Annotated in this window: 11 protein-coding genes; 5 read left to right on the forward strand and 6 right to left on the reverse strand. The window is 47.3% G+C overall.

Translation table 11 applies throughout. From position 1 onward, the window contains the following. Window positions 1–42: 42 nt before the first annotated feature. On the reverse strand, window positions 43–2,166 hold the full coding sequence (gene ftsH, locus HQ865_RS24515) for an ATP-dependent zinc metalloprotease FtsH (protein ID WP_173417431.1): 2,124 nt from the start codon (window positions 2,164–2,166) through the stop codon (window positions 43–45). 69 nt (window positions 2,167–2,235) lie between these two features. Continuing rightward, window positions 2,236–2,610, reverse strand: coding sequence for a ribosome silencing factor (rsfS, locus tag HQ865_RS24520; RefSeq protein WP_173417432.1), 375 nt, complete (start codon window positions 2,608–2,610; stop codon window positions 2,236–2,238). A 45-nt stretch (window positions 2,611–2,655) separates the two neighbouring features. Here rsfS and HQ865_RS24525 point away from each other — a divergent pair, with 45 nt between their 5' ends. The 3 genes from HQ865_RS24525 to HQ865_RS24535 are packed head-to-tail and all read left to right on the forward strand — an operon-like array spanning window position 2,656 to window position 5,600. Further along, window positions 2,656–3,426, forward strand: coding sequence for a biotin--[acetyl-CoA-carboxylase] ligase (locus tag HQ865_RS24525; RefSeq protein ID WP_173417433.1), 771 nt, complete (start codon window positions 2,656–2,658; stop codon window positions 3,424–3,426). 19 nt (window positions 3,427–3,445) lie between these two features. Continuing rightward, window positions 3,446–3,895: a protein-disulfide reductase DsbD N-terminal domain-containing protein gene (locus HQ865_RS24530; RefSeq protein WP_173417434.1), complete on the forward strand. Its 450-nt coding sequence runs from the start codon at window positions 3,446–3,448 to the stop codon at window positions 3,893–3,895. Between the two features lie 7 nt (window positions 3,896–3,902). Next, window positions 3,903–5,600, forward strand: a complete 1,698-nt coding sequence (locus HQ865_RS24535; protein ID WP_173417435.1) for a protein-disulfide reductase DsbD family protein — start codon at window positions 3,903–3,905, stop codon at window positions 5,598–5,600. 66 nt (window positions 5,601–5,666) lie between these two features. On the opposite strand, the gene HQ865_RS24540 is transcribed toward HQ865_RS24535, so the two are convergent. After that, the gene (locus HQ865_RS24540; RefSeq protein ID WP_173417436.1) at window positions 5,667–5,849 is read right to left on the reverse strand and encodes a DUF5808 domain-containing protein; all 183 of its coding nucleotides are present in this window, start codon (window positions 5,847–5,849) and stop codon (window positions 5,667–5,669) included. A gap of 392 nt (window positions 5,850–6,241) precedes the next feature. Here HQ865_RS24540 and pfkA point away from each other — a divergent pair, with 392 nt between their 5' ends. After that, window positions 6,242–7,219: a 6-phosphofructokinase gene (gene pfkA / locus HQ865_RS24545; RefSeq protein ID WP_173417437.1), complete on the forward strand. Its 978-nt coding sequence runs from the start codon at window positions 6,242–6,244 to the stop codon at window positions 7,217–7,219. Between the two features lie 8 nt (window positions 7,220–7,227). On the opposite strand, the gene HQ865_RS24550 is transcribed toward pfkA, so the two are convergent. Beyond that, a complete protein-coding gene (locus HQ865_RS24550) occupies window positions 7,228–7,674 on the reverse strand; it encodes a DUF4920 domain-containing protein (protein ID WP_173417438.1) in 447 nt (148 codons plus the stop codon). A gap of 155 nt (window positions 7,675–7,829) precedes the next feature. Between HQ865_RS24550 and HQ865_RS24555 the strand changes: the two genes are divergently transcribed. Continuing rightward, entirely contained in the window at window positions 7,830–9,221 is a 1,392-nt protein-coding gene (locus HQ865_RS24555; protein ID WP_173417439.1) for an NHL repeat-containing protein, read from the forward strand. Window positions 9,222–9,498: 277 nt separating this feature from the next. Here HQ865_RS24555 and radA read toward each other — a convergent pair whose 3' ends face one another. Beyond that, complete coding sequence (radA, locus tag HQ865_RS24560; protein WP_173417440.1) at window positions 9,499–10,953, reverse strand: DNA repair protein RadA; 1,455 nt, start codon at window positions 10,951–10,953, stop codon at window positions 9,499–9,501. Between the two features lie 459 nt (window positions 10,954–11,412). Beyond that, on the reverse strand, window positions 11,413–12,675 hold the full coding sequence (locus tag HQ865_RS24565) for an alpha-1,2-mannosidase (protein WP_237073579.1): 1,263 nt from the start codon (window positions 12,673–12,675) through the stop codon (window positions 11,413–11,415). Window positions 12,676–12,695 lie beyond the last annotated feature (20 nt).

Genomic DNA, 12,695 nt, shown 5'->3' on the forward strand with positions numbered 1-12,695 from the left:
GCACCTTTTGGTGCGGCTTTTCGCTTCTATGTTTAATGCTGATTACTCCGCAGCATTGGCATCCTTTTCTTCAGGATTGCGGTTGAAGGTGCCGGAATGATCCCCCACCCCTTCGTGCACTAAGTTTTGCGCGGCTAAGTCCTGGTTACCCGGGTCATCGGTGCCGTTTACAAACTCATCGTAAGTGGTGCGGTTTTCAAACGGACGCTTGCCTAAAATTTCCTCTAGGTCGCTTTGGAACAGGATCTCTTTTTCAAGCAGCTTGTTGGCCAGCTTTTCTAAACCTTCGCGTTTCTCTATCAGCAGCTTTTTGGTAGTGGCATATACATCATTTATCAGCGTGCGCACTTCAGAGTCTATCAGTTCAGATGTTTTTTCTGAATATGGTTTGTTAAACTGGTACTCGCCCTGTGTATCATTGAACGATACGTTGCCTACCTTGTCATTCATACCGTAAACGGTAACCATGGCATAAGATAGTTTGGTGATACGTTCCAAATCGTTTTGTGCACCTGTTGAGATACGGCCAAAGGTGATATCTTCGGCAACACGGCCGCCCATGGTCATACACATGCCGTCGATCAGTTGCTCGGTAGTGTACAGGAACTGTTCTTTTGGCAGGTACTGCGCGTAACCTAAAGCGGCAACACCACGCGGAACGATAGATACTTTCACCAGCGGATCGGCATGCTCAAGGAACCAGCCTGCAATGGCATGACCAGCCTCGTGGTAGGCAACGATACGTTTTTCTTCAGGAGATATGATCTTGTTCTTCTTTTCCAAACCACCAATTACACGGTCGATAGCGTCCTGGAAATCCTGCATATCTACCGCCTCTTTATTTTTACGGGCGGCTATCAGGGCCGCCTCGTTACAGACGTTGGCTATCTCGGCACCGGCAAAGCCCGGGGTTTGGGCAGATAGTTTCTTGGCATCAACACCCTCGGCCAGTTTAACCGGTTTTAAGTGTACTTTAAAGATCTGCTCACGACCGATCAGATCTGGCTTATCGATACTTACCTGGCGGTCGAAACGTCCCGGGCGCAATAAAGCCGAATCCAGTACATCAGGGCGGTTGGTAGCAGCCAGGATGATAATGCCCGAATCGGTACCGAAACCATCCATCTCTACCAGTAACTGGTTCAGCGTGTTTTCGCGCTCATCGTTACCGCCTACAATATTATTCTTGCCACGGGCACGGCCTATGGCGTCAATCTCATCAATAAAGATAATACATGGCGCTTTATCCTTAGCCTGGCGGAACAGATCGCGAACACGCGATGCGCCCACACCCACAAACATCTCCACAAAGTCGGAACCCGACAGCGAGAAGAAAGGTACCTGCGCCTCGCCGGCAACGGCTTTGGCCAACAAGGTTTTACCTGTACCCGGCGAACCTACCAGCAATGCGCCTTTAGGGATTTTACCGCCCAGGTTGGTGTATTTTTTAGGGTTCTTCAGGAAATCTACAATTTCCATCACCTCCTGCTTGGCTTCTTCCAAACCAGCCACATCGTTAAAGGTAACGCTTACCTGCGCTTCCTTATCAAACAGGGTGGCTTTAGATTTACCGATATTGAAGATCTGACCGCCGGGACCGCCGCCCGCGCCACCGCTCATGCGACGCATAATAAACATCCACACGCCAATAAACAGGATCACCATTACCACCGCCTGGAACAGCCAGTTGGTAAAGATATTATCGCGCACTATAAAGTTCAGCGGGGTTTTTTGCGTGTCGGGTACATCCTTTTCGGCATCGGTGATCGATTTTTTCAGGCTTTCATAAGTAGCATCAGTAAAAGTATATTGCGGGCCCGCAGCGTTTGGCACACCAAAACTGCGCTGGTCGCGCACCTTGGCATATTGTGGTTTTTTCTTTAAACTGTCTTGTTTAATATAAACTTCTACAACTATCAGGTCGCCGTTTTTGTAGGCTACCAGTTTTTCCACGTCATGCTGCTTCAGCATTTTGGTTTCAAATTCCTGGTACGATATTTCCTGCGTGCTGCTAACGCTTAAGAATTGTGCAGCTAAAAATATACCCAAAATAATAACGGCATATATCCATACGAAATTGAATTTCGGTGGTTTAGGGGTTATCTTTTTATTGTTGTTAGGTATCTTACGTATCGGTTTTGGTTTTTCCAATTGATTATCTTTCATTTTGTTGTTAGGCTTAAACGCATCATCACGTTTATAAATTATATTAGGGATACAAAATCGACAGATTGTTTAAGCGCTTTTGTAATTTTTAATTTCGGCATCCCCCCACAAATCCTCCATCCCGTAAAACTCCCGTTTGTCGGTCCTGAAAATGTGGACTACCACATCTACATAATCCAGCAGTATCCATTCGGCATGTTCCAGGCCTTCCTTGCGCCACGGCTCCTGTTGGGTGGCTTTATAAATTTCCTCTTCCACACTGTTGGCTATTGCCTTTACCTGTGTCCCCGAGTCGGCGTTGCATACCACAAAGTAATCTGATACAGAACTGAAGATATTTCTAAGATCCAGCCTCACAATATCGTTCCCCTTTTTCTCCTGCATGCCATGTATGGCTAATTCCGACAAGTATGCCGACTCTTTTAACGCTTTATTTTTTACCATTAAAAAGGTTTAATTTTGACCCAATTTGATAATTGCTAATATACATTGCAAAATAACATATTTTCATCATTATTTGTTGGACAAAATTTAGTTACACTAAAAGAAGCCGACTCTACAAATAACTATTTAAAGGAATTACTGTCAAATTCCAAGCCAGTTGCCGATGGAACGGTCATTATGGCAGAAAGCCAGTATGCCGGGCGCGGCCAGCAGCAAAATAAATGGAATAGCGAACCGGGTAAAAACCTGACATTCAGCGTGCTGTTAAAGCCTTCGTTCCTGCCCCTGCAACAGCAATTTTACCTCACACAGACAATCAGCCTGGGCGTAGTAACTGCCATGCAGCAGGTAACCGGTTTGCCCATCCAAATTAAATGGCCCAACGATATTTATTATGGCGATAAAAAGCTGGGCGGTATACTGATAGAGAACATGGTGCAGGGTAGCGGTATCAAAAATTCGGTAGTGGGTATCGGGCTTAATATTAACCAGGAAGTTTTCCCCGATTGGGTACCCAACCCTGCTTCGGTAAAACAGATATTACATAAGGATTATGAACTATCCGCATTATTATTACAAATTTGCGGAAGTATAGAAGCCTGGTATTTAAAATTAAAGGCCGGGCGGCTGGATGAGATACACCGGCAATACTTAGCCAATTTATACTGGTTAAACCAGGAGCGGGATTTCATGTCAGACGGTGTAGCCTTTAAGGGCCGCATTACCGGTGTAAGGAATACCGGCTTTTTGGTACTAAGTACCGAAAGCGGGGAAAAAGAGTTTAATTTGAAGCAAATCGTATTTTTAAACAAATAACAAACAAGCATATCATATAATGAAAAAGTTACTGTTAGTATTAATTGTGATGTTTGCGGGCCGCGGCGCTTTCGCGCAGATTGAAGGTCACGTGAACTGGGCTTACGCTGCTAAAAAGGTAAGCGCTACCGAGGCCGTAGTTTTATTAAAAGCTACTATTGACGACGGCTGGCATATCTACTCGGCTTATATTAAAGAAGGCGGACCGATAAAAACATCGTTCAAGTTTGCTAAATCGGGCGACTTTACGCCGGAGGGTAAAATTATCGAGCCAAAACCTATTAGCCAATATGATAAGAACTTTGGCATGACCCTTACCTATTTTGAAAATGCGGTAGTGTTTCAGCAAAAAGTAAAACTGAAAGGCAAAAAAGCCACTGTTAAAGGTACACTGGAGTTTATGACCTGTAACGATCAGAAATGTCTTCCGCCCGAAACTGTTGACTTTTCGGTTAACGTAGCGCTGTAAACCACCAATGAGGAATTTCATTAAGCGTGGTTTAAAGCCACTTGTTTTATTAATCGCACTGCTGGCTTTTACAGCCAGTGGCGTTGCCTTTGCGCAAACAGATACGATAAGCACCGCCGATGTGCAGTTTACCAGTATCCCAACCAAAGCCGATAGCATCAAGGCTTTTAAAAAGAAACAGGACAGTATTAAGAAGGCCGATGCCGCAAAGGTTACTACTGCTCCAAAAAAATCGGATGAAAAACCGAAAACGCTTTGGCAGATCTTTATCGCCGGCTTTTTAGGAGGCTTCGCGGCGTTTTTAATGCCTTGCGTTTACCCGATGCTGCCATTAACGGTGAGCTTCTTTACCAAAAAGGGAGGCAGCAGGAGTAAGGCCATCGCGCAATCGGCGCTTTACGGCCTGTCTATCATCGTGATCTATGTGGCCCTGGGCTTTCTGATCACCTTGTTGTTCGGTCCGTCGGCCTTGAATGCGCTGGCAACCAACGGGATATTCAATTTCTGCTTCTTCCTGCTGCTGGTGGTGTTCGGCGTGTCGTTTTTAGGCGCGTTCGAGATCACCCTGCCAAGTTCGTTGGCCAATAAAATGGACGAGAACTCGGATAAGGGCGGTTTGATCGGTATCTTCTTTATGGCGGCTACGCTGGTGGTGGTATCATTCTCGTGTACCGGTCCCATCATTGGTTCGGTACTGGTTGAGGCCGCTACCAAGGGCGAGCGTTTGGCACCTGCTATTGTGATGCTGGGCTTCTCGCTGGCGCTGGCATTGCCGTTTACGATATTCGCTATGTTCCCGTCGGCGCTGAAAAGCCTACCAAAATCGGGTGGCTGGCTGAATAGTGTTAAGGTTATACTGGGCTTTATCGAGATCGCTTTTGCGTTGAAATTTCTTTCAAACGTCGACCTGGCTTATCATTGGAACTGGTTCGACCGAGAGGTGTTCCTGTCGCTGTGGATAGCCATTGGTATACTGATGGGCCTTTACCTGATCGGTAAGATCAAGTTCTCGCACGATAGCGACCTGGCTTATATGTCGGTGCCGCGTACCTTCATCGCCATGGTGGTGTTTGCCTTTGTGGTATATATGATCCCGGGCTTATGGGGCGCTCCCCTGAAATCCATCAGCGCGTTCCTGCCTCCGTTGAGTACACAGGACTTTGATCTGTCTGGTGGGGCCGGTGGTGGCAGCGCTCCTGCCGCAGCAAGTTCGTCATCCATCAAAATCAAAAAATACGAAGAGATATTTAAGCGGATGCCAAAGGTTAAGGGTATTGACGACTGGTACGATTACGACCAGGCCGTTGCCGTTGCCAAAGAGCAGCACAAGCCCATCCTGATAGACTTTACCGGCTGGAACTGTGTAAACTGCCGAAAAATGGAAGCTGATGTATTGCCATCGCCCGAGGTGCTAAAACGTTTAAAGAACGATTTTGTAGTAGTGCAGTTGGTGATAGACGATAAAACCGTTTTAGAACCGTCAGAACAATTTACATCGGCGCTTACCGGGAAAAAGATCACCGAGTTGGGCGCTAAATGGCTGGACCTGGAGATATCTAAATACAATTCTAACGCGCAGCCGTACTACGTAATTATTAACGAGAAGGGCGACGCGCTGGTACCGCCGCAAGGCGCCAATTTTCATGTTGATGAATATGTAAAGTACCTGGATAGCGGAATTGCCGCCTATAAAAAAGGTAATTAAACGTGATGTTTTGCGTTTTAAAGGCGATGCGGTTAGCATCGCCTTTTTTGCATTTATAAAGGGGGGTTAAAACTTGATCTCGCCTTTGCGGTATAGCCAATGGGCAATAACCAGCAGCCCAATAACGCCGATTATCACAAACGATTCCCAGCGGGCAAAGTTCAGTGTATAGCCAAAGCCGATGCTTTTGGGGACGAAGATGGGGCCTTTGGGATGCGGTTCACGTTCGGTTTTTTGTTGTTGGGGCATATTGAATAATTTATAGAAACAAAGTTAAGGCGATTTTAATTGATTAAATAATTCAGGTTGCGTAATAAATTGTTGGTGATTTAACCACGAAGGTCACGAAGACTTTCGTGGTGTTGATTCCACAAAGAGCACAAAGCATTAAAAAGAAAACAAGATACAAAGGTAGCAATGGGTTTTGTGACCTTAAAAAACTCGAAATCTAAAACTAAAATCTTTGTGCCCTTTGTGTTTTTCCCTTTGCGGCCTTTGTGGTTAAGTAAATAACAAATAGGTTGAATAATATCTGCAAGGAGTAAAAAATTATACTAAATTCGCACACCTAAGCGTAATACTTACACTAAGTGTTTGCGCGTTATAAACGGCGGTTTTTGCCGCCTATTTAAGAAAAACACATGGCTGAAATTAAAAAAATAGGTGTTTTTACATCCGGCGGCGATGCCCCGGGTATGAATGCTGCCATCCGCGCGGTGGTACGCAGCGCCTTATATTATAACCTGCAAGTTGCCGGCATCCGTCGCGGATACGAGGGCATGATCAGTGGCGATATTTTTAATATGGACCGTAAATCGGTTGCCAATATCATCCAGCGCGGGGGCACCATCCTAAAAACCGCACGCAGCGATCAGTTCCGCACACCTGAGGGCCGTAAGATTGCTTACGAGCAGTTGAAGGCGAATGGTATAGATGCCCTGGTAGCTATAGGTGGCGATGGTACCTTTACCGGCGCGCGCATCTTCGGGCACGAATATGATATCCCTGTACTTGGCTTGCCTGGTACCATAGATAACGATTTACTGGGCACCGATTTTACCATCGGCTACGATACCGCTATTAATACCGTGGTTGACGCGGTGGACAAGATCAGGGATACGGCCGAATCGCACGACCGCCTGTTTATTGTAGAGGTAATGGGCCGCGACTGTGGCCTGATCGCACTCCGTACCGGTATTGCAGCCGGTGCCGAGGCTATCCTGATCCCCGAAAGTAAAACCGACTTGAACGCCCTTTACGAGCGTTTGGAAAAAGGCCGTAAGGATAAATCATCAAAAATTGTAATGGTGGCCGAAAGCGGTGAGGCGGGCGATGCCTTCGAGATAGGCAGGCAAATAAAGGAGCGCTATCCACAGTACGATACCCGCATCTCCATCCTGGGCCATATCCAGCGTGGCGGTCGCCCAAGTTGTATGGACCGTGTATTGGCCAGCCGTATAGGTGTGGCCGCGGTTGAAGGTTTATTAGCAGGCCGCAGGAACGAGATGGTGGGAATCATCAGTAACGAACTGGCTTATACTCCGTTTGAGCATGCCATTAAGCACAACATCGAAATAAACGATAACTTTTTGAAGATCGTAGAGATATTGTCGCTATAGTTTCACGCCTATCGTATTACTTCAAGTCCGCTAACCTCAAACAACAATTGCCGGTTGTTAATGCCATGCTGTTTTGCATCGGCCGTTGTTTCACCGGCAAAATGCTGCATGTTTGCCGCGTCGCGCTGTTTTTGGGCAACGCCTTCAATCATCACAGTGCGGCCTTTTAACTTAGTTGGGATATTGATATTTTCCATTTTGAAATGCGCGGCTATGGTGCGCCCATGGCCGGCATCTATGGTAAACCAGCCACCTTTACTTTTGGTAACCGCCAGTATTTTGCCTTGTGTAGTTGTACTAATGCGGGTACGCTTACTCATATAAGTCTCCAGTTTTTCGGCAGGAATTAAACCAACACGGCTGGGTTTATGGCCATAAACAGTGCCATGCGGCAGGGGCTGCGCATACAGCCAAACCTGCAAAAAGCAAGCAGCAAGCAACAAAAGCTTTTTCATACACCTGGGGTACTGATATTATTTATTACAATTTGCGGTTGTAAAGGTTTGTGGGCTTAAGCAGCTTATTGTTAAATAGTGTTAAAATATCGGCTTAGGTTAATATCTTTGCAGATAAAGCTGTTATTTTAAAGTTTTATATTCATTATCAACAAATGAGGTCTTCTCTACGTAAATTAAGTATAGTTTTATTGATGCTGGTGCCGTCGGTTTTAGTGTTTACGGGCTGCAATAAATCATCAGACGACACTGGCCTTCAGTTTGTGCCGGCGGTAACTACAAACACGCTCATTACCAATTTAACAACAACATCGGCGCAAAGTGGCGGCTATATTACCAATTATGTTACCAACACGGTTAGCGAGTATGGTGTATGCTGGAGCACTACCAACAAAACCCCGGTTACAACCGATTCAAAAACGGCGTTAACTACAGCCAATATCGTTCACTTTTCGGCAACAGCTACCGGCCTGACACCTAATACGCTTTATTATTTGCGTGCTTACGCTATCGATACTAAGGGGGGGATTACCTATGGTGGTGTAGTACAGTTTACTACGCCTACAGCTACATTTGCCATTGCAGGCACAGCCAGCACTTATGCCGGCAGCGGTACAGCAGCTTATACTGAGGGCCCTTTAAAAACAGCTTCGTTTAACAGCCCGCAGGGGGTTGTGGCCGACGCTGCAGGGAATATCTATGTTGCCGACGCCTTTAATAATGCCATCCGCAAAATATCAACAACCGGTACGGTAAGCACGCTGGCCGGCAGCGCTACACCGGGTAATGCTAACGGCACCGGGGCAGCCGCCAGTTTCTATAGCCCGCAATATATCGCTATTGACGGTTCGGGTAATCTTTATGTGTCTGATGTGGGTAATAACGCTATCCGCAAAATAACATCGGCGGGTGTAGTAAGCACTTTAGCCGGTGGCGCTTATGTTGGCTTTGCCGATGGTACAGGTGCTACGGCCAGGTTTAACAGCCCGGCAGGCTTAGTGGCCGATGCATCGGGGAATATCTACGTAGCCGACAGGGGTAACAGTGCTATCCGCAAAATAACGCCGGCAGGTGTGGTAACTACTTTTGCGGGTACAAACGTTGCCAGCTATTCGGATGGGTTAACCACCAGTGCCCGGTTTAATAACCCATGTGGCATCACCATCGACGCGGCGGGCGTGCTTTACGTAGCCGATCTTTCTAACAATGCCATCAGGCAAATTGCTACTGATGGTACAGTAACTACCATTGCAGGAAACCCAACCACTTTAAACGATGCCGTTAACCTGCCGGTAGGTATTACTACCGATAAGGCAGGCAATATGTTTATTACTGATGAATCGGGCCGTATATTGGAAATTACCGCTACTAAGATATTATACACTATTGCGGGTAGCGCCAATGTAAGCGGTTATACCGAGGGCAAGGGAACAGTGGCCAAATTTAGCAATCCGCAAGGTATCACCACCGACGCGGCAGGCAATGTTTATGTGGCCGATTACAATAATAATGTAATACGCAAAGTAGTGGTTTCAGCTACTCCATAAGCCGGTTGATAACAATAAAATCAAAAAGGGCGCGACTAAAATCAGTCGCGCCCTTTTTGATTTTATTGAATTTGTATTTTCAATAATATATAAAAATTTATTGAAAAATACAAATTGAAATATTGAACATGATTTGAACAAAAATTGGCTTGTAACTATTTGATAGATAGTTTATTTTGGGGTTTTGTTCATTTTTTCAATTTTACTGCTTTTTTTTATTATGTTAAACAGGGTCGGTATTAAAACGCGGGCTTAGCGCTTCGCCTACCCACTCATCTTATCCGAATAATAGGGTGAACACCTCCTCGATACTACCCACCGTTTTCACCGCTATTTCATAGCGGCTCAGATCGATGCGTTTTTTGTCGTTACCGCCGGTTGGGAGATTGTACTTGGAGATGAAGATCTGCTCGAAGCCAAGTTTTTGCGCTTCGGCAATGCGTTGCTCTACCCGGTTAACGGCGCGGATCTCGCCCGAGAGGCCCAATTCACCGGCGAAGCAGGTTTTAAAGGGGATAGGGATATCCTCGTGCGATGAGATGATGGCAGCGGCAAGACCCAGGTCGATAGCCGGGTCTTCTACCCGGATGCCGCCGGTAATGTTCAAAAAGACGTCCTTAGCGCCTAATTTAAAACCGCAGCGTTTTTCCAGCACGGCCAGCAGCATATTCATCCGCCGGGTATCAAAGCCCGTAGCCGAGCGTTGCGGCGTCCCATAGGCGGATGTACTCACCAGCGCCTGGGTTTCTATCATCATGGGGCGCATGCCCTCTAAAGTAGCCGAGATGGTGATGCCGCTTAACTGCTCTTCCCGTTGCGATAATAAGATCTCTGACGGGTTAGACACCTCGCGCAAACCTGCGCCCAGCATCTCGTAAATACCCAATTCCGACGCTGAGCCGAAACGGTTCTTCACCGCGCGGAGTATGCGGTATACGTGGTGGCGGTCGCCCTCAAATTGCAGCACCGTATCTACCATGTGTTCCAGTATCTTCGGACCAGCTATCATGCCGTCTTTGGTAATATGACCGATCAAAAATACCGGCGTACCGCTCTCTTTGGCAAAGCGCAATAACTCGGCCGTGCACTCGCGCACCTGCGATACACTGCCCGGAGTAGATTCGATATGCGCCGAATGCAGCGTCTGTATCGAATCGATCACCACCAGTTCGGGCTGTAATTGCTCTATTTGTTTAAAAATGTTTTGGGTTGATGTTTCGGTGAGGATATAGCAATCGCCGCCAGCCCCCCCACCCCCTAAAGGGGGAGTTGCTTGGCTTCCTGCTCCCCCTTCAGGGGGCTGGGGGGCTAATCGCTCTGCCCGCATCTTGATCTGCCGGTCGCTTTCCTCGCCCGATACATATAGTACCCGCAAGCCAGGCATATTGAGCGATAGCTGCAGCATCAGGGTAGATTTGCCGATACCCGGTTCGCCGCCTATCAATACCAGTGAACCGGCTACGATGCCGCCGCCCAGCACGCGGTTAAACTCTTTATCGGGCGTGAGGATGCGGTGTTCCTCATCAAATTCTATTTTATCAATAGGCACAGCCTTATTTGCACGCTGTAGCGAGGTAGACTGTGGCTTCCAGTCGGGTACTGATGGGTTTGCCCGTTCTACAATTTCTTCAACAAAGGTATTCCACTGGCTGCAGGAGGGGCATTTGCCCAGCCATTTTGGTGCCTCGAAGCCGCAGCTTTGACAGAAGTACGATACTTTAGTTTTTGCCAATTTTTGATGTGCAAGTATGCCTGTATGCAAACATGCAGCTGATTCAAAAATGAGGATTATTTTTTAGATGAGCAATGAAAATGCTAAAAAAATTAGGAATTTGGTTGGTGGCGATTAACCACAAAGTTCACAAAGGAATTTCAAATTGGCAAATCCACAAAAAACACAAAGGGGTTTAAAGGATTTTATGGCCGAGCACAAAGACAGCTTGTTCGTTGATTAGTATAATACGTCGATTTATCATCACGTCATTGTTGTAAGTCTCTTTTCGACGATCATCTACATCCCCGCTCATGCTGCCGCAGGTTTAGCGCAGCGTAACCTGTGGTTATTATCGCGGAAGTTTCAAACTTCCGCGAACCCAGGACACAAGTTGAGCCACCACACCACCAACCCTTAAACTTGCGCCAGCTAATTTTTTTATTTGCACATCTGCATATACACGCATCTGCACATCCTTTACATTCCCGCCTTAAACCGCTTATTCTTTAACCACAGCAGCCGTGCGGTGATCTGCGGCGATACGGCTATCTTTTTAGCGGCCTGCTCTATCTCGCCAACTTTATTGAACTGGTCTTTGCGGATATCGGCCAGGTAAATGTATTCGTCGCGCACGTAGTTATCGCCGCCGGCGTGACCGGTGCCGGTGCTGCCGTCTACATTACCGGCAAATTTGCCGTCCTTAACAGTGGTCAGTACTACATCAAAATAGGTGTTGGCCATAATGGTCATATCCTGCAGGGTAACGCCGCATTTGCCATTGATGTAGGCCAGGTACATGCCCTCACTGTCGTAGGCAAAATGGTTGGTATCTTCCATGCGGGATATTAAGGCGTACTTGAATTTCCATACCGGCGTACCCGCTGCTGACGTACCGTGAACAACGGTGGACTTAAACCAATCGAAATTAACTTTTACCAGATCGGTGTAAAGCTTCGATTTTTCGGGAGCGTCTTTCAACAGGTCATGACATTCGGCCAGGCGTACCAGTCCGTTGGTGAACATGCAAATCTGGTTCCAGGGTACGGCCTCGCCGGGTTTATAATCGTTCGGTGGGCCGGGGAAGTAGAATTTTTTATCGGCACGGACAAAGGTGGGCAGCATCCAGCTATCCGCCACATAGTCGCACTCTTTTACATATTTAAGCGCGCGTTCTTTATAGGTAGCGCCAAAACTATGCGGGTTGCCTGAGCCGACAGTCTCGTTCCAGATAGTAGGGTTGGCCAGTATAACCTTAGCGCCGTATAAAATATGCGCCAGTACGCTGCCAACGGCCACACCCGCGCTGGCCGGTTTAACCCCCGCTTTTGATGACGGCCAAACCGGGTCTATCTTCCCCGACCAGGTAGGCCGCTGTCCGCCATCTTTTTCGCTGGCCAGGTCGTTACGGCCGGCAAGGGCGGCATCGCAGTAATACAGCATGCGGTCAAGTATCGCCTTGTCGCCGGTAGCCTCGTACATCAGGCCGCATGCTTCTATTATCTTACCGGGATTGCCGTATACCCAAATGTTGCCATCGTTATGGTCGGGCACATTAACAGCGGCTATATGGGCTTTAAAAGCGGCCAGTTCGTTCGGGGTGATCGGCCCTTTCAGGCTTTCTACGATCATCTTCGGGCCGATGGATGGCTTCTCGGTTTCCTGTACAGGGACGGTGGTTTCCTGGGCATACAGTATAGCGCAGCTGAGGAGGCCGGTAAGGGTCAGTATGATTTTACGCATAAGGGTTTTAACGGGTTCGA

Source organism: Mucilaginibacter mali, assembly GCF_013283875.1.
Taxonomy (GTDB): domain Bacteria; phylum Bacteroidota; class Bacteroidia; order Sphingobacteriales; family Sphingobacteriaceae; genus Mucilaginibacter; species Mucilaginibacter mali.